15 protein-coding genes and 1 riboswitch are annotated in these 18,153 nt (G+C 60.2%); of the genes, 10 read left to right on the forward strand and 5 right to left on the reverse strand.

Annotation, left to right across the window (positions count from 1 at the left end; genetic code table 11):
- Positions 1–57: 57 nt before the first annotated feature.
- From msbA to PspS49_RS02470, 7 genes are all read left to right on the forward strand, one after another.
- The gene (msbA, locus tag PspS49_RS02440; RefSeq protein ID WP_127925582.1) at positions 58–1,884 is read left to right on the forward strand and encodes a lipid A export permease/ATP-binding protein MsbA; all 1,827 of its coding nucleotides are present in this window, start codon (positions 58–60) and stop codon (positions 1,882–1,884) included.
- Positions 1,878–2,774: a GNAT family N-acetyltransferase gene (locus tag PspS49_RS02445; protein ID WP_127925583.1), complete on the forward strand. Its 897-nt coding sequence runs from the start codon at positions 1,878–1,880 to the stop codon at positions 2,772–2,774. Before msbA ends, PspS49_RS02445 begins: the two co-directional genes overlap by 7 nt.
- Before the next feature lie 4 nt (positions 2,775–2,778).
- A complete protein-coding gene (locus PspS49_RS02450) occupies positions 2,779–4,179 on the forward strand; it encodes a PIG-L family deacetylase (protein ID WP_160037990.1) in 1,401 nt (466 codons plus the stop codon).
- Between the two features lie 64 nt (positions 4,180–4,243).
- On the forward strand, positions 4,244–5,665 hold the full coding sequence (gene hldE, locus PspS49_RS02455) for a bifunctional D-glycero-beta-D-manno-heptose-7-phosphate kinase/D-glycero-beta-D-manno-heptose 1-phosphate adenylyltransferase HldE (RefSeq protein WP_150750104.1): 1,422 nt from the start codon (positions 4,244–4,246) through the stop codon (positions 5,663–5,665).
- Positions 5,666–5,795: 130 nt separating this feature from the next.
- On the forward strand, positions 5,796–6,770 hold the full coding sequence (locus PspS49_RS02460) for a glycosyltransferase (protein WP_150750103.1): 975 nt from the start codon (positions 5,796–5,798) through the stop codon (positions 6,768–6,770).
- A complete protein-coding gene (locus tag PspS49_RS02465) occupies positions 6,771–7,457 on the forward strand; it encodes a hypothetical protein (RefSeq protein WP_160037992.1) in 687 nt (228 codons plus the stop codon).
- A gap of 58 nt (positions 7,458–7,515) precedes the next feature.
- Positions 7,516–8,316: a hypothetical protein gene (locus PspS49_RS02470; protein ID WP_160037994.1), complete on the forward strand. Its 801-nt coding sequence runs from the start codon at positions 7,516–7,518 to the stop codon at positions 8,314–8,316.
- Positions 8,317–8,320: 4 nt separating this feature from the next.
- Here the strand turns inward: PspS49_RS02470 and PspS49_RS02475 are convergent, their stop codons facing one another.
- The 4 genes from PspS49_RS02475 to PspS49_RS02490 form a co-directional block, all read right to left on the reverse strand.
- Entirely contained in the window at positions 8,321–9,283 is a 963-nt protein-coding gene (locus PspS49_RS02475) for a metal ABC transporter ATPase (protein WP_150651801.1), read from the reverse strand.
- Positions 9,284–9,314: 31 nt separating this feature from the next.
- Positions 9,315–10,127: an aldo/keto reductase gene (locus tag PspS49_RS02480; protein ID WP_160037996.1), complete on the reverse strand. Its 813-nt coding sequence runs from the start codon at positions 10,125–10,127 to the stop codon at positions 9,315–9,317.
- Positions 10,124–11,299: an FAD-dependent oxidoreductase gene (locus tag PspS49_RS02485; protein WP_160037998.1), complete on the reverse strand. Its 1,176-nt coding sequence runs from the start codon at positions 11,297–11,299 to the stop codon at positions 10,124–10,126. The genes PspS49_RS02480 and PspS49_RS02485 overlap by 4 nt, the downstream gene beginning before the upstream one ends.
- A gap of 202 nt (positions 11,300–11,501) precedes the next feature.
- Positions 11,502–11,834, reverse strand: coding sequence for an SMR family transporter (locus PspS49_RS02490; RefSeq protein ID WP_007915730.1), 333 nt, complete (start codon positions 11,832–11,834; stop codon positions 11,502–11,504).
- Positions 11,835–11,943: 109 nt separating this feature from the next.
- Between PspS49_RS02490 and PspS49_RS02495 the strand changes: the two genes are divergently transcribed.
- Together PspS49_RS02495 and waaA are read left to right on the forward strand one after the other, a co-directional pair.
- On the forward strand, positions 11,944–12,840 hold the full coding sequence (locus PspS49_RS02495) for a LysR family transcriptional regulator (protein ID WP_160038000.1): 897 nt from the start codon (positions 11,944–11,946) through the stop codon (positions 12,838–12,840).
- 11 nt (positions 12,841–12,851) lie between these two features.
- Positions 12,852–14,126, forward strand: coding sequence for a lipid IV(A) 3-deoxy-D-manno-octulosonic acid transferase (waaA, locus tag PspS49_RS02500; protein WP_160038002.1), 1,275 nt, complete (start codon positions 12,852–12,854; stop codon positions 14,124–14,126).
- An 89-nt stretch (positions 14,127–14,215) separates the two neighbouring features.
- Here waaA and PspS49_RS02505 read toward each other — a convergent pair whose 3' ends face one another.
- Positions 14,216–15,649 carry a TolC family outer membrane protein gene (locus PspS49_RS02505; protein WP_127925592.1) on the reverse strand — a complete coding sequence of 478 codons (1,434 nt, stop codon included), beginning with the start codon at positions 15,647–15,649 and terminating at the stop codon, positions 14,216–14,218.
- Between the two features lie 206 nt (positions 15,650–15,855).
- A riboswitch (TPP riboswitch) is annotated at positions 15,856–15,961 on the forward strand.
- Between the two features lie 146 nt (positions 15,962–16,107).
- Between PspS49_RS02505 and thiC the strand changes: the two genes are divergently transcribed.
- On the forward strand, positions 16,108–17,997 hold the full coding sequence (gene thiC / locus PspS49_RS02510; protein ID WP_077570562.1) for a phosphomethylpyrimidine synthase ThiC: 1,890 nt from the start codon (positions 16,108–16,110) through the stop codon (positions 17,995–17,997).
- The last annotated feature ends 156 nt before the right edge of the window (positions 17,998–18,153 follow it).

Below are 18,153 nucleotides of genomic sequence, written 5' to 3' on the forward strand. Positions count from 1 at the left end.
ATCGGGGCAAAAACGCGTGTGATATCATCGGCGCCTCACTGAATTGCGCGGATCACCATGAGCAGTCCTGAACCGAAAGCCCAGTCCACGCTGGCGATCTATTTCCGCCTTTTGGCTTACGTGCGGCCTTATGCCGGCCTTTTCCTTCTCAGCATCGTCGGGTTTCTGATCTTCGCATCGACTCAACCGATGCTCGCTTACATCCTCAAGTACTTTGTCGACGGTCTGGCCAATCCTGAAGCCAGTCTGTTCCCGGGCAATCCTTATCTGGGCAAGCTGCAGTTGCTCGAAACCGTGCCACTGATGATCGTTTTCATTGCACTGTGGCAGGGTGTGGGTTCGTATCTGGGCAACTTCTTCCTGGCGCGGGTTTCGCTGGGGCTGGTGCATGACCTGCGGGTGGTGCTGTTCAACAAATTGCTCGAGTTGCCCAATCGCTTCTTCGACAAGAACAATTCCGGCCACCTGATTTCCCGGATCACTTTCAACGTGACCATGGTCACCGGCGCGGCAACGGATGCCATCAAAGTCGTCATCCGTGAAGGCATGACCGTGATTTTCCTGTTCTGCACGCTGTTGTGGATGAACTGGAAGCTCACCCTGGTGATGGTCGCGATCCTGCCGTTGATCGGCTTGATGGTGAACAGCACCAGCAAGAAATTCCGCAAGCAGAGCAAGAAGATCCAGGTCTCGATGGGCAACGTCACGCACGTCGCGTCCGAGACCATTCATGGCTACCGGGTTGTGCGCAGCTTCGGCGGCGAGCAGTACGAAAAGGATCGCTTTCGCGATGCCAGTCAGAGCAATACCGACAAGCAGTTGACGATGACCAAGACCGGCGCGGTTTACACGCCGATGCTGCAACTGGTGACGTACAGCGCCATGGCCGTGGTCATGTTCCTCGTGCTGTACCTTCGCGGCGATGCTTCGCCGGGCGATCTGGTGGCCTACATCACCATGGCTGGCCTGCTGCCCAAGCCGATCCGTCAATTGTCGGAAGTCAGTTCGACGATTCAGAAAGGCGTGGCCGGTGCCGAAAGCATTTTCGAGCAACTGGACGAGCCGGCGGAAGTGGATCAGGGCACGGTCGAGCAGGATCGTCTCGAAGGCCGTCTGGAAGTGCGTAACCTCAGCTTCCACTATCCCGACACCGACAAAGCGGTACTCAACGACATCAGCTTCGTCGTCGAACCGGGGCAGATGGTCGCTCTGGTGGGGCGCTCGGGCAGTGGCAAGTCGACCCTCGCCAGCCTGATTCCACGCTTTTATCAACATGATCATGCGCAGGGCCAGATCCTGCTTGATGGCGTGCAGGTGCAGGATTTCACCCTGCGCAGCCTGCGTCGGCAGATAGCTCTGGTGACCCAGCAGGTCACGCTGTTCAACGATACGGTGACCAACAACATCGCTTACGGCGATCTGGCCGGCGCACCGTTCGATGAGGTCAAGCGCGCGGCCACCGAAGCCTATGCCGATGAGTTCATCATCAAGATGCCGCAGGGTTACGAAACCATGGTCGGCGAAAACGGCGTACTGCTGTCCGGCGGCCAGCGTCAACGCATCGCCATTGCCCGGGCCCTGCTCAAGGATGCGCCGCTGCTGATTCTCGACGAAGCCACCTCCGCGCTCGATACCGAGTCGGAGCGGCACATTCAGGCTGCGCTGGATCATGTGGTGCAGAACCGCACGACACTGGTGATCGCTCACCGTTTGAGCACCATTGAAAAAGCCGACCTGATTCTGGTCATGGACGAGGGCCGCATCGTTGAGCGTGGCTCTCACACGCAATTGCTCGAGCAAAACGGCTATTACGCGCGTCTGCATGCCAAAGAGTTCGAAGAGGGTGACGAGCCACAACCGGCACACGTGACCAACGTATGCTGACGATGTTTCGCAGCTTTCGCGAGCGTGGCTGGAGCGAAATTGACCGTGACAGCTACACCCGGGCCTGGCAGCGTTTCGGCGGCAGTTTTGCCACGCATCCGGAAGTCGTCGAGCGCTTGTCGACATTCCTGGGCATCGAGTTGCGCTACCTGGGCTGGGTGATTGGCGGTGAAGTGCTTGCCGCCGTTCCCTGCTGGGGGCGGCATGTCGCCTTGTCCAAGGAAGTGCTCAAGCGCGAGGGCAAGCGCGGTTTGCTCGATATGGGCAATGCGGAAATCATTCTGCCGATCGCGCCAGATGTCATCGTGCCGGTGCGCCAGCGCATGGCGTATGTGTCTCAGCTCAATGCCGAGCAGATCAGCACGTTGAAGCCGCAGCCTGAGGGTTTGGCGCTGGCGCGGTTGCCGGAAGAGTATTCGAAGAAATTCCGCTACAACCAGCGTCGCGAGCAGCGCCTGCTGGAAGAAGCGGGCGGATCGCTGGTGCCGATGTCCGATTTTACGCCGCAGGAACAAGCCGCTGCTTACGCTGATCTGTTTCAGCGTCGCTGGGGCTTCGAGGTGCCGGGCAAGGCCGGGCTGGTTGAGGTTTTTACCTTGCTGCGCGAATTCATGACCGGTTCGGTGGCAATGCTCGATTCAGCGCCAGTTGCCTTTCAGGTGCTGTATCGCGTTGAAGCCCCGCAATGGGTTTCGCTCGAATACATCAACGGTGGCGTCGACCCGCAGAGCCGCGAGTTCAGTCCTGGCAGTGTGCTGAGTTTCGTCAACACCCAAGAGGCCTGGGCGCACGCGCAGGCGCTGGGCAAACCTCTGCGCTATTCATTCGGTCGTGCCGACCGTGAGTACAAGGATCGCTGGTGCCACACGGTGCCGGTCTACAAGGTCTGAATCCATGAGCGCTCGCAAGCAACAGCTTCTCAAGGCCCATCGACGCAACAAACGTCTGTTCCTGATTGCCTTTATGGTGGCGCTGTTGTTGATCGGCTTCCTGATCGCCTGGTGGCTGGTGCCGGTATTGCTGGTGCTGGCCTGGGTCGCTCACGAGGCCTGGTTTGCCGATCATCTGTTTTACCGGCCTTCTGACGACTATCAGTACAACTTCCCGGCGCAAACCGCGCGGCAGGTCGTGAGTCTTGAGGGCGGCGTTTTGCGCCTGAGCGAGCTGCTGGCGCAGGGCGAGACGTTGGTACTCGAACTTGAAGTGAAATCCACTTGGCTGGGGCGCTGGTTCGACCCCCATGTTGAAGTGGGCGATGATCGCCAGGACTTCGAGCGCGGGGTCAATGGCCGGCGTTTCCTCAATTTGTCTGGTCAGGCCGATGCGCTGGCGCAAGGCGTTCTGGCACTGCGTGGTCAATATTGCGTGCCCGCCGCGACGGGCGTGCTGTGGGTCATGGCCAATCCTGACTACAGCCGCCAGCGGGTGATGGTCATCGCTCCCCATGCCGACGATGCCGAACTCGCTGCATTCGGCCTTTACAGTCGATCTGAAGACGTCAGTATCGTCACCCTGACCCAAGGTGAGATCGAGGCCGAAGACTTTCAGCGTCTGGGCCTTGATCAAGCCGCAGCCGCGCGATTGAAGGGCCGTTTGCGCAGTTGGGACAGTCTGGTGATCCCGTTGTGGGGCGGCGTGCCTGCCGATCGCTGCGTGCAATTGGGTTATTACTGCCTGCAACTGCCTTCGATGGCCGAAGAACCTTCCCAGGTGTTCGGCTCCCGTGAGTCGCAGGAAAACGACGTGCGCAGTGTGCGCCGGCACAATCCGTTGACCCTGCCCGCCGACATCGATGGGCAGCCGACCTGGCAAAATCTGCTGGGCGATCTGAAGGCCCTGCTTGAGCACTATCGTCCGGAAGTGGTGGTGACGCCCCATCCTGAGCTCGATCCTCACAGCGATCACGTAGCCTCGACCCAGGCGTTGCTTGAGGCTATCGCGCTGAGTAGCTGGAAACCGACAACCCTGCTGATGTACGCCAATCACCTGCACGACAACGATCGCTGGCCGATGGGCCCTGCCGGTGCCGGTATCGCGCTGCCGCCTGCTATCGAGCCATTGCCGACCGACCGGTTGTGGAGCCCGCTGTTGTCGGCAGACGTGCAACTGGACAAAGCCATGGCCCTGGCGATGGAGCACGATCTGCAGGGCGAGCAAGTGTTCAAACGGCAATTACGCCGCTGGATCCAGCAAGGCCTGGCGGGTCGTCGCTGGCCTGCAACAGGCAGTAACGAGTTTTTCCGCAAAGCGGTCCGGCGTCATGAATTGTTCTGGGTACGCGACCCTTCAGATTGAGGCGGACGGCGCTTTACCCTGTGTTAATATCGCGCCCCTGTTCATTTTGTATGTGGGTTGCTCCATGAAGTTGTCCATGCCGCGTTTCGATCAAGCCCCGGTCTTGGTAGTCGGCGATGTCATGCTCGACCGTTACTGGCATGGCGGAACCTCACGGATTTCCCCTGAGGCGCCGGTGCCGGTCGTTAAGGTCGAGCAGATCGAAGATCGTCCGGGCGGTGCCGCGAACGTTGCCTTGAACATTGCCGCGCTGGGTGCGCCGGCATCGCTGGTCGGTGTGACCGGCGATGACGAAGCCGCCGACAGCCTGAGCAACAGTCTCAAAGGCGCGGGCGTACGTGCCCTGTTCCAGCGCATTGCGCACCAGCCAACCATCGTCAAGCTGCGGGTCATGAGCCGGCACCAGCAATTGCTGCGGATCGACTTCGAAGAACCGTTCGCCACCGACGCTCTGGCCCTCGGCTCGCAGGTCGACGACCTGCTCGAAGGCATCAAGGTGCTGGTGCTCTCCGACTACGGCAAAGGAGCCCTGAAAAACCATCAGGCGCTGATCCAGGCTGCACGCGCGAAGAATATTCCGGTGCTGGCCGACCCGAAGGGCAAGGATTTCTCGATCTATCGCGGCGCCAGCCTGATCACCCCCAACCTCAGCGAATTCGAAGCCATCGTCGGCGGTTGCGTCGATGAGCATGAGCTGGTGAACAAGGGCGCTGCGTTGATGCACGACCTTGAACTCGGCGCGCTGCTGGTAACTCGTGGCGAGCACGGCATGACCCTGCTGCGTCCGGACCAGCCGGCACTGCATTTGCCGGCCCGTGCCCGCGAAGTGTTCGACGTCACCGGTGCCGGTGACACGGTGATTTCTACCCTGGCCGCAGCGATTGCCGCCGGTGAAGACCTGCCTCATGCCGTTGCCCTGGCCAACCTGGCCGCAGGCATCGTGGTTGGCAAACTCGGTACAGCCGCCATCAGTGCCCCGGAACTGCGTCGTGCGATCCAGCGCGAAGAAGGTTCCGAGCGTGGTGTTCTGGGTCTGGAGCAATTGTTGCTCGCCGTGGCCGATGCCCGCGCGCACAACGAGAAGATTGTCTTCACCAACGGCTGTTTCGACATCCTGCACGCCGGGCATGTGACCTATCTGGAGCAGGCGCGGGCACAGGGCGATCGTCTGATTGTCGCGGTCAACGATGATGCATCGGTCAGCCGCCTCAAAGGCCCGGGCCGACCGATCAATAGTGTTGACCGGCGCATGGCCGTTCTCGCTGGACTCGGTGCTGTGGACTGGGTGATCAGCTTCCCTGAGGGCACCCCGGAAAACCTGCTGCGCGAGGTCAAGCCGGACGTGCTGGTCAAGGGTGGCGATTACGGCATCGATCAGGTGGTCGGCGCAGATATCGTCACGGCTTATGGCGGCACCGTGAAGGTCTTGGGACTTGTCGAAAACAGCTCGACAACTGCGATTGTCGAAAAAATTCGCAGTCGTTGACCAGATGAATTTTTACCGTTGTGTACTGCGTGTGAACGGATTTTGCCTTGGGGATTTTGCCGTTTCCGTTGATTTGGGCAGCTTTGAATCCGATGCGCTTGCCTGCCTACGTCGCGTGGTCAATTAAACTATGAAAGTCATGCTCCTGGTGATGGACGAGCAGCGGGTCATTCTCGACCGGCTCTACGACATCGTGCAGCAGAACTGTGATGAATGTTTCATCTATCGTTTGAGCAAACAGCAGCAGTTGAATCTGGGGTCGTTTCTCGCCTCGGTCGATTACCAGACCTTCGATCGCGTGGTGATTTTCTCCCGGGTCAAGCGTCTGGCCACGCAACTGCAAGTGCTCAAATGTATACCGGGGCTGGTCTTTCTCGAGCACGACGCGTACCAGAACTACATGCCGGCGAGTAAGTACCGTGGCGTGTATTCACGGCTCTATCGTCGTCTGCCAAGTTGTCGGGCGCTGGTGTCCGGTGCTGTTGTCGCTCGCAAGATGCTGGCGGAAGGTATCGACACGGTGTTCGTCTCCAAGGGTTATGACGAACAGATGCTGCACAACACTGGCGTTGATCGGGACATTCCCGTCGGCTTTCTTGGCAGCCTGAAAAGCACCGAGTATGCCGAGCGCAAAGCCATGCTCGAATCGCTCTCCAGGCGTACCGGTATGCTGGTGACCCGCACCAAGTCAGGCGCGGAATATCTGCAGACGCTCAATCGCATCAGGATTTTCGTCAGTGCCGACATCGGCATGAACGAGTTCATGATCAAGAACTATGAGGCCATGGCCTGCGGCTGTGTGCTGCTGGCCTGGAGTCAGGGCGAAGAAGACCGCTTGCTCGGCTTTGAAGACATGCACAACACCGTGTTCTACCGCAGCGAAGAAGAGGCGGTGGAAAAGATCAAGCTGCTGCAAAGCGATCCGGAACTGGCAGAGCGCATTGCCCGCAACGGTCAGGAATTCGCGCAAAGCCGCTATTCCTTTGCCCGTGTCGGTCAGGCACTGGCCACGGAAATCCAGCGTGAGATGCGCCCATGGCAGCCGCCTTCGGCATTCACACGTTGGTGGGTGAAGCTGCGTTACGGGCTGAAGGTACCGGTCTGAATGAAGGACGAGCACATGGCGCTGGATGCGCTGCCCGGTGGTGATCAGTCCGTTGCGGGCGCTTTGCCCACAGAACTTCTCGACTGTCTGAGCCGTGCGCCTCGGGTCGTGTTGATTGCCAACAACCCGGCCATCACGGCGGCGGACTTTCAGGCGCTGAACATTGGCGCCGATGACGTCGTCGTCAGCTTCAATACCTGCATCAAAGCGGCGCTGCTCAACAAGCAGAGCGTCAATGTCTTCGTGCATGGCTACAACGCGCCCGACGCATATTTTTTTGGTCTGCCTTACGCGCAGCCGGTACAGCAAATGTTCGAACAGGCGAGCGACCGCTGTTTCAGCATGCTGGTGGGCTGTGCCGCCCCGATGTGTCCGTTGCCACGTGTGACCATGTATCGGGATCGCATTCCACTGCCGCCGCTGTGGAACTATCCGGTCGACCGACCGGGCGGCAAGCGTTATGTCGGGCCGTCCACGGGTTTCAATACGCTGGTATTGTTCGACTGGTTGCGCGGCCATGCCGGTTATACCTATCAGCTCATGACCTTGGGGTTTTCCAACGAAGCAGGAAAACTGTGGGGTGGCCATGCCTGGGATTACGAACGCGACTGGCTGCAAAAATCGGACATCATCGTCATACCGCTGCAACCCCGACGCTGGTGGCAAAAGCTGTTTCGGCAAAAGTAAGCGACAGCGTATTACCGGTTGCCAACAGGCGCGAACTACTTTCAAAAGGTGCTGTTGAGTGTTGAAAATTGCCGTGGCTTTTTTCGGAATCCCGAGAAACTCGCAAATCTGTTTCCCTTCCATCGAGCAGAACGTGCTGGCGCAGTTGCCTGCGGGCAGCGATGTAAAGTGCTTCTACCATCTGTACAAGATCGATGAGGTGCAGAACACGCGATCCGGCGAGCAAGGCGAATTGAAGGCGGACAACTACGAGCCGTTCGAATCGATGAGCGGCACACTCACCTCGACCGAGGGCGTGCTGGAGCGCTGGGATTTCGAACAGGTCAAAGCACAGGGCGATACCTGGGCCGATGACTTTGCGTCACTGCGCAATCTGATTTTTCAGCTCAACTCATTGCACACCGTGACCAACATGATCGAGCCGTTCAATCCGGATTTCGTCGTGTTCGTGCGCCCGGACAATTTCTTTCACAGCGCATTGCCTGGCTATGTCTTCGCTCACCCTGAGGCTCGCAAGCACAACGCTTATATTCCGGACTGGCAGTGGTGGGGCGGCTTGAACGACCGCTTTGCGGTTTGCGGGCGCGATACCTATGTCGCGTACGGCAAACGGGTCGAGCGTATCTTCGATTTCTGCAAGGCGACAGGTCGAAAGCTGCATTCCGAGCGCTTGCTCAAATATGCGCTGCAGCAGGTCGATGCCAAAATCTGCACACTGCCGACCCAGGCATCGCGGGTGCGCATTACCGGTGCCTTTGCCGAAGAATCGTTCTCGCCCAAGCGCGGCATGGGCAAGCGCGAAAACCGCTATTTCCACTTATTTGCCGCGTTGCGCACGTGGTGGGATCGCCGCCGCTAAACCGCTATTTAGCGGTTTTTTTGCCCAGCCCGACTAATCGCAGCGCCTTGATACTCAACTGCTTGAGCCCCTGACGTGGGGCTTTCGCCGGTTGCAGACCCTGCTGCACCAACCAGTCCTTCCAGCGAATCCGCTCCTCGCGCACGACCCAGCCGGTTTGTGTGGCAAAGCTCTCGGCCAGATAAAGACCACGGGTACTGGCAGGAACGAGTTTGTCGCGCTTGAGGGTGTACAACTCGGCCAGTGGCGCGCCGTCCTTGAGTGGCATCAAGTACAGATCGGGGCGCTTGCGGTCGAGTCGGGCAACCAGTTGATCACCTTCAAGGCGCTCATCGACATGGAACAGGCTCAGGGATTTGGCTTCCTTGGGCACATCCAGGCGCAAATCGTAGATCAATTGCAGTGACGCGGTCGGCAGGTGCACATAGGCCCGTGGCCGCTCCAGCAATTGCAGGTTGGCGCAGCGTATTGGCCGTGCCGAGCCGGACAACGGGGTCAGGCGAAACGGCAGGGCCTCGCGATAATGCAATGCGGCCGAATAGGGCGCAGGCAGCCAGGTGTCGTTGAAGCGTCCGCCGAGCCAGCCTTCCGGGGTTTCCAGCAAGCACTCTTCGGCAATTTCCTGAATCGCCGTGTGCAGCGGAATATTCAGTTCATGGGCCGGTACGTAACCGGAAATCAACTTCAGGACGACGTCACCGCGATCCTGCCGGCGCTGGCGCACCAGCACCCAATAATCGCGATTCTGCCAATGCAGGGTCAGGCGCACTGAAACGCCGAGGTTGGCCAGTTCCAGCGAGAAGCGCTCGGTGTCGGCCACGCTCACCGGTTTGCGCCGCTGCAAGGTTTGCGCGAAGTTCAGCGGCATGCCGACGCTTTGGTAGGTCAGGCCTTCCGGGGTAGCTTCGACGAACAGCGGCAGGGTCTTGAAGTTGCTCGGGTTCTTTCTGATGAGCGTGCGCGGCATATCGGCTCCTGCTTAAGGCCGCGAGGCGGCGTCAGTGACCACGCAGGACCTGGGCAACGGTCGCAACGTTGTGGGCGAGGTGCAGCGGGTTGATCGTGCCGACAATAGCACTGGCTACGCCAGGCTGGGCGAACAGCAATTCGAAGCTGGCGCATACCGGATCTACGCCCGGACTCAGACACACGTGACCGCTGGCCAAGGCTTTTTTCACCAGAATGGCTTTGCCGTGGGCAGCAGCATAGTCAATGACAGCCTTCTCGTTTTGTTCGTTCAGATTGTAGGTGACCATTGCGCAGTCGCCTTGCTCCAGAGCTTTCAAACCACCTTCGACGGTTTTGCCGGAGAAGCCGAAACCGCGAATCTTGCCTTCGGCCTTGAGCGCCGCGAGTGTCGCATAAACCTCTTCGTGCTCGAGAATGGCCATGTCGTTGCCATCGGAGTGCACCAGCACCAGGTCGATAAAATCGGTTTCAAGACGTTGCAGGCTGCGTTCCACCGACATCCGCGTGTGCGCTGCGCTGAAGTCGTGATGCGAGAGGCCTTCTGCAAACTCTTCGCCGACTTTGCTGACGATCACCCAGTCTTGACGCTGACCCCGTAGCAGCGGGCCAAGGCGTTCTTCGCTGCGGCCATAGGCCGGGGCGGTGTCGATGAGGTTGATGCCCAGATCGCGTGCCTGTCGCAGCAGCATCCGCGCTTCATCGTCGCCGGGAATCTGGAAACCGTTGGGGTATTTCACCCCTTGGTCGCGGCCAAGTTTGACCGTACCCAGGCCCAGTGGCGAAACCGTCAGGCCGGTGCTGCCCAGTGGGCGATGAAGGTCGTGCAGGGTGGCGATAGTCATGGCAGCAATTGCTCCCAGGCGGGAACGCCCATCGGTGGTTTTGGCAGCGCCGGCAAGGGCTCGGCGGCTTGTGGCTGGACGCCGTCGCGTTGCAGGGAGGCGATGACCCGGTCTGCGAAGTCCGGCGCCAGCGCCAGTTTGGTTGGCCAGCCGACCAGCAAGCGGCCCTGTTCGGCGAGAAATGCGTTGTCCGGGCGGCTCAGCCCGGTTTGCAGCGGCTCGGCACGATCAACGCGCAGGGTTGCCCATTGCGTGGTGCTGAGGTCGATCCACGGCAATAACTGGGCGATTTCCTTTTGCGCGGTGGCGATCTGCTCGGCCGGCTCGCGGTGCACGCCTTCGCTTTCGGCGATGTCACCGCCCATGTACCAGACCCACTGGCCGTCAGCAGCCGGGTGGGTGGTCACGGTGATGCGCGGTTTGGTGCCGCCACCGAGGCAGTGGGCGTACAGCGGTTTGAGGCCCGGGCCTTTGGCGATGATCATGTGCAGCGGCCGGCGCTGCATGGCCGGTTGGCTCAAACCGAGGTCTTCGAGCAGTTGGGCAGTACCGGCGCCGGCGCTGAGGACGATGCGCTGAGCGCGAATCTCGCGGCCGTCGACCTTCAAGCCGACCAGCACACCCGCTTCCAGCAGCGGCTCGATGGTCTGCCCCGCGAGCAGGCCATCACCGGCCAGATCGGCCAGACGCTGCACCAGGCTCGGGACATCAACGACGAGTTCGGCGAGGCGGTAGACCTTGCCCTTGAAGCGTTTGTCTTGCAGGGCCGGCGGCAGCTGCGCGCCCTTGACCTGATCAACGCGACCACGCACGGCCTTACTGGCGAAGAAACTGGTGAGGTTGCCGGCGAGGGTGCCCGGCGACCACAGGTAATGGGCTTCGGACAGCAGGCGCACGCCGGACAGATCCAGCTCGCCATTGCCGGCCAGCGCTTCACGCCAGCGGCGCGGCATGTCGGCGATGGCTTCCGAGGCGCCGGTCAGTGCACCGTGCAGCGCGTACTTGGCGCCGCCGTGGATGATGCCCTGGGACTTCACAGTCTGCCCGCCGCCGAGGCTGGCGCTTTCCACCAACACGGTCGAAAAACCCTGACGACGCAGGCGCGCATTCAGCCAGAGGCCGGCGACACCAGCGCCGACAATCAGAACGTCGGTGGAAATAACGGATGGCATGCAGCGACCTCAGTGTTCAAGACGAGGGCGCAGTATACAGACTCGGGAAAGAGGCGGATTTGTCGATGATCAACAGGCCGAACATAGGGGCCAATGTGGGAGCGAGCCTGCTCGCGAAGAGGGAATGCCAGTCGACATATCTGTTGACTGATATACCGCATTCGCGAGCAGGCTCGCTCCCACAGGGGATTGGGGCTGGCGGTTAATGGCCGGCAGTTTTCGAGAACAGCTGAATCACAACGACGCCCAGTACGATCAACGCCATCCCCAGCATTGCCGGGATATCCAGTTTCTGCCCGTAGATGAACAGCGCCGCGACGCTGACCATCACGATGCCCATCCCGGCCCACACCGCATAGGCCACGCCGACCGGAACGGTGCGCACCACCAGCGTCAGCATCCAGAACGCAATCGCGTAGCCGACGATGACCAGCACCAGTGGCAGCGGTGTGCTGATGCCTTTGACGGCCTTCATCGACACGGTGGCGATCACTTCAGCGCAGATGGCGATGGCCAGGTAGGCGTAGGCGTTCATGGTTCAAATCCTCATGTGAAACGTTGCTTGCTGAGTCGGCATTCTAGTGATTCGCCAGATGGGGTAAAGTCATTACCTATCTGTTTTGAAGATGGGTTGGTAAGCCAGTATGCAGTGGAATCTCGATCAGCTACGGGTGTTTGTCGGCGTCGCTGAGCAGCGCTCGTTTTCCGCCGTGGCGCGGCAGCAGCGCAAGGCCCAGTCGGCGATCAGCAGCGCGATTGCCATGCTTGAGGACGACTTGGGCGTGAATCTGTTTGAGCGTAGCAGCGGTCGCCAGCCAACCCTCACTGAGGCGGGTGAAGCGTTGCTGGAAGAAGCACGAGAAGTCCTGCGCCAATGCGAGCGCCTCAACGGTCGTGCCATGGCGATGATGCGCGGCCAGGAAGCGCAACTGCGCGTGGCTCAGGATGAGGCGATGCCGTATCAGGCGCTGGTGGAAAGTTTCGGTGAACTGGCCGAGCAGTTCCCCAGCCTTGAAGTGCAACTGACCAGCGCTGCGCAAGGTGAAGTGTCGCGCAAACTGGTCGAGCGTCGCGCCGACCTTGGCCTGCTGTTTTATCACGATGAAATTCCCGAAGCGCTGGAGCGCCGCGTGCTGGGGAGCGTGGAAATGGTCACGGTGTGCGGCATCAATCATCCGCTGGCGAAGCAGTCTTACGTCACCTGCCAGCAACTGGCGCAACATCGGCAATTGCTCATGTCGACGCAAACCAGCGTCTATCCCGGCAACGAGCCGGCCAGCCCGCAGGTGTGGCGCGCGGACAGTTTCTACGTCATGTCCGAATGGCTGGTGCGCGATCTCGGTTGGGCCTGGTTGCCGCGTCATGTGGTGCAGTACTCGGCGTATCAGGGTTTGATGGTTGAACTGGACAGCGAATGGACGCCGCCGGCGCTGGTGGTTGAACTGGTCTGGCGCCGCGACGAACCCCTCGGCCCTGCCGCGCGTTGGCTTGCGGAACGTTTTGCCGTGCACTTGCGCGCGATCGGCGACAAAAGTCGATAAACTCCGCCGCCATGAATAGAACTCTGTACACCGCGCTGTTTTACCTGGGGCTGCCATTGGTGGCGATTCGGCTATGGCTGCGCGCACGCAAGGCGCCGGCGTACGCCAAACGGATTGGCGAACGTTTCTCTTACGGCATGCCGAAATTGCACCCCGGCGGCATCTGGGTGCACGCGGTGTCGGTGGGCGAAAGCATTGCTGCGGCGCCGATGATCCGCGCCTTGCTGCAACGTTATCCACAGTTGCCGATCACCGTGACCTGCATGACCCCGACCGGTTCGGAGCGGATTCAGGCGCTGTTCGCCAACGAACCGCGCATCCAGCATTGCTATCTGCCGTATGACTTGCCGTGTGCGGCGGCGCGCTTTCTTGATCGCGTTCAGCCAAAGCTTGCGGTGATCATGGAAACCGAGCTGTGGCCCAATCATATTCATCAGTGCGCCAAGCGTGGAATCCCGGTGGCGCTGGCCAACGGGCGCTTGTCCGAGCGTTCCGCACGCGGCTATGGCCGCTTCAGCAAACTCACCGCGCCGATGCTCGCCGAAATGAGTTTATTCGCCGTACAGACCGAAGCAGAAGCCCAGCGCTTCCGTAATCTCGGCGCGCGTGCGGAGACAGTCGAGGTCACCGGTTCGATCAAGTTCGACCTGACCATAGACCCGCAATTGCTGCAACGCGCGGCCGACCTGCGCGGCCAATGGCAGGCGCTGGAGCGCCCAGTGTGGATCGCCGCCAGCACCCACGAAGGTGAGGACGAAGTGATCCTCGACGCCCATCGTCGTTTGCTGGCCAATCACCCGGATGCGTTGCTGATTCTGGTGCCGCGTCACCCGGAACGCTTCAACTCGGTGTTCGAACTGTGTCAGCGCGAAGGCTTCGCTACGGTTCGGCGTTCGACCGAAGCCAATGTCGATGCGCAGACGAGCGTACTGCTCGGCGACACCATGGGTGAATTGCTGTTTCTCTACGCACTGGCGGACAGTGCGTTTGTCGGCGGCAGCCTGGTGGCCAATGGTGGGCACAACCTGTTGGAGCCGGCAGCCTTGGCGAAACCGGTGATCAGTGGCCCGCACCTGTTCAACTTCCTCGACATCGCCGCGCAGTTGCGTGAAGCCGGGGCATTGGCGGAAGTGGATGATGCCGAAGGGCTGGCGGTGGAGGTGCAACGCTTGTTCGAGTTGCCGCGTGATGCGCAGCGTATGGCCGAGGCCGGGCTGGCGGTGATGCGCCGCAACCAGGGCGCGTTGCAGCGTTTGCTGGATGGTTTGGGCAGACTGATCAAGTAAGCAAAAAGATCGCAGCCTTCGGCAGCTCCTACAGGAAACGTATTCCAATGTAGGAGCTGCCGAAGGCTGCGATCTTTTGTTTTTAAGGCTTAAGGCCGGGCCTTGAGCTGCGCCTCGGCCGCTTTGGCCAGATCCGGCGGGAGAAAATCCTTGTCCGGGTTGTAGTCGGCTTTCAGATAACGCCGCAGATCTTCCAGATCCCCCGGATTCAACGTCCCCGCCGCCTGCTTCAAACGCAGGTTGTCGAGAATGTAGTCATAACGCGTGTTGTTGTAATTGCGCACCGAGGTGTACAGCTGACGCTGCGCATCGAGCACGTCAACGATGTTGCGCGTACCGACCTGATAACCGATTTCCGTGGCTTCCACTGCGCTCTGGTTGGAAATGATCGACTGACGACGCGCCTGCACCTGCTCGACATCGGTGTTCACTGCGCGGTGCAGGTTGCGGGTGCTTTCGACGATCTGCCGACGCAGCGATTCGCGCTGTTGTTCGCTCTGATTCAGTTGCTCATACGACTGGCGCACCTGTGAGCTGGTCAGCCCACCGCTGTAGATCGGGATGTTCAGTTGCAAGCCGACTGTGCTCTGCTCGACGTTGTCGCGGTATGGCACACCGAAAGCGTTCGGGTTGGAAAACCCCAGGGCGTCGTTGTCACCCTTTTCGTATTTGGCCACGGCATCGAGGGTCGGCAAGTGGCCGGCCTTGCGCTGCTTGAGGGTCTGCTCGGCGGAGCTGACGGCAAAGTTGCTCGCCAGCAAATTGAGGTTCTGTTTCGCTGCAGTATCGACCCACGCCTTGGCGTCGTTCGGCGCCGGCGGCAGGATCGGCAGCGTGTGGACGATGCCTTGGATCGAGTTGTACTGACGGTTGGTCAGGGTGATCAGCGCTTCGAACGCATCATCGACCTGACGCTGCGCAACAATACGGTTGGCGCGGGCGGTGTCGTAACTGGCTTGCGATTGCAGCACGTCGGTCTTGTCCGACAGGCCCACATCGAAACGCTCGTTGGACTGGTCGAGCTGGCGCTTGAACGCGGCTTCTTCAGCCTTGGTCGAGGCGAGGTTGTCCTGGCTGCGCAGCACGTTGAAATAGCTTTCGGCCGATTGCAGGATCAGGTTCTGTTCGGTCGCTGACAGTTGTAGCGCGGCTTGCTCGTTGACGTCCTTCGCGGCCTGGTACTGGAACCAGCGATCGGCGCGGAACAACGGCTGGGCCAGAGTCGCCTGATACGAGTGAGCGCTGCGGTTGGCAGTGGCCGAGGGCTGATCGATCGACGTCCGCACATTGGCCACTTCGGCACCGCCCGACAGGTTTGGCAGCAGCCCGGCGCGGGCCTGCGGCACCACTTCTTTCTGCGCGCCGTACTGGGCGCGGGCGGCGGCCAGATCGGCGTTGTTGTCGACTGCCTCCTGATAGACGCTGACCAGATCGGTTTTGGTCGACAAGGGCGCTTCTGCTGCCCAGGCCATTGCGTTGGACGCACAAGACACGGCAACAGCCAGTGAGAGTTTGCGCAGCATGAGGCGATCCCTAGCATTAATATTATGGAAGTAATCCGGGCGCCAAAGGTAAGGCGCAGGCCCCACAGCGTCAAGGCATGGCAGGGCAAAGCGAGTGTAGTTGCGCATTTGCCTCACAACAATCGGGCGAACCTGTGTATTTGCGCCATTCATCATGGTGATTGCTGCGGTGTTGGCGTTCTTTGCCGGTTGTGTCTAGACTGGCCGGGTTCTTGTCGGGGTGCCTTGCTATGAGGCTGAGATCGAATAATTTCGGATCCCGTTGAACCTGATCAGGTTAGCGCCTGCGTAGGGAACAAGATTTCTCGTCACCCGGCGAGTCCTCTTGTGCTTCGTCCGGGAAATTGTTCGACAATCGAACGCTCGACGACGATGCACAGCACCGGTCCTGGTGCGTCCGTGCCTTTCAGGTTCTGCTCCGACAATCCACTGCCTGGATGCTGTCTGGAGAGCCCGTGATGACTACAAAATCAAAAAACGCGATCAACCTGAGTGACTCGGCCAAGGTCGACGAGCAATCGGTCAAGCCGTTCACCCGTTCGCAAAAAGTCTACGTTCAGGGCTCGCGCCCGGACATCCTCGTGCCGATGCGCGAAATCACCCTCGACGTGACGCCGACCGATTTCGGCGGTGAAATCAACGCGCCGGTGACCGTCTACGACACCTCTGGCCCGTACACCGATCCGAACGTGGTGATCGACGTACGCAAAGGCCTCGCCGATGTGCGTTCGGCGTGGATCGACGACCGTGGCGACACCGAGCGTCTGGCCGGCCTGAGCTCCAACTTCGGTCGCGAGCGCCTTGCCGATCCGGAACTGACCAAACTGCGCTTTGCCCACGTCAACAACCCGCGTCGCGCCAAGGCTGGTGGCAACGTCACGCAAATGCACTATGCGCGTCAGGGCATAATCACGCCCGAGATGGAATTCGTCGCCATCCGCGAAAACATGAAGCTTGAGGTGGCCCGCGCCGCCGGCCTGCTGGATCAGCAGCACCCGGGCCACAGCTTCGGCGCCAGCGTGCCGAAAATCATCACCCCGGAATTTGTCCGTGAAGAGATCGCCCGTGGCCGCGCAATCATTCCGGCCAACATCAACCACACCGAACTGGAACCGATGATCATCGGCCGTAACTTCCTGGTGAAGATCAACGGCAACATCGGCAACAGCGCGCTGGGTTCGTCCATCGAAGAAGAAGTGGCGAAACTGACCTGGGGCATTCGCTGGGGCGCGGACAACATCATGGACTTGTCCACCGGCAAGCACATTCACGAAACCCGCGAGTGGATCATCCGCAACTCGCCGGTGCCGATCGGCACGGTGCCGATCTATCAGGCGCTGGAAAAAGTCGGCGGCGCGGCCGAAGACCTGACCTGGGAGCTGTTCCGCGACACGCTGATCGAGCAGGCCGAGCAGGGCGTCGACTACTTCACCATTCACGCCGGCGTGCTGCTGCGTTACGTGCCGCTGACCGCCAAACGCGTGACCGGTATCGTTTCCCGTGGCGGCTCGATCATGGCCAAGTGGTGCCTGGCGCATCACAAGGAAAACTTCGCCTACACGCATTTCGAAGAAATCTGCGAAATCATGAAAGCCTATGACGTCAGCTTCTCGCTGGGCGATGGCTTGCGTCCGGGGTCGATTGCCGACGCCAACGATGCCGCGCAATTCGGCGAACTGGAAACTCTCGGCGAACTGACCAAGATCGCTTGGAAGCACGACGTGCAAACCATGATCGAAGGCCCGGGCCACGTGCCGATGCAGTTGATCAAAGAGAACATGGACAAGCAGCTGGAATGCTGTGACGAGGCGCCGTTCTACACCCTCGGGCCGCTGACCACTGACATTGCGCCGGGTTACGACCACATCACCTCGGGTATCGGGGCGGCGATGATCGGCTGGTTCGGTTGCGCGATGCTTTGCTACGTGACGCCGAAGGAACATTTGGGCTTGCCGAACAAGGATGACGTGAAGACCGGGATCATCACCTACAAGATCGCCGCCCACGCAGCGGACTTGGCCAAAGGGCATCCGGGCGCGCAGATTCGCGACAACGCCTTGAGCAAGGCGCGTTTCGAATTCCGTTGGGAAGACCAGTTCAACCTCGGTCTGGATCCGGACACCGCGCGTTCGTATCACGATGAAACCCTGCCGAAGGATTCGGCCAAGGTCGCGCATTTCTGTTCGATGTGCGGACCGAAATTCTGCTCGATGAAGATCACTCAGGAAGTCCGCGAGTACGCGGCCAACCAGCGGATCGACGCGGTCGACGTGGACGTCGCCCAAGGCCTGGCGGAACAGGCCGAGCGGTTCAAGAAGGAAGGCAGTCAGCTGTACAAAAAAGTGTAAGCGGCAAGCTGCAAGCTGCAAGACTGATCGTTCCCACGCTCCGCGTGGGAATGCAGCCCGTGACGCTCCGCGTCACTGGACGCAGAGCGTCCCTAGAGGCATTCCCACGCAGAGCGTGGGAACGATCACAACACAACAACAAATGTCCCTCTGAGA

This window comes from Pseudomonas sp. S49, from assembly GCF_009866785.1.
GTDB lineage: Bacteria > Pseudomonadota > Gammaproteobacteria > Pseudomonadales > Pseudomonadaceae > Aquipseudomonas.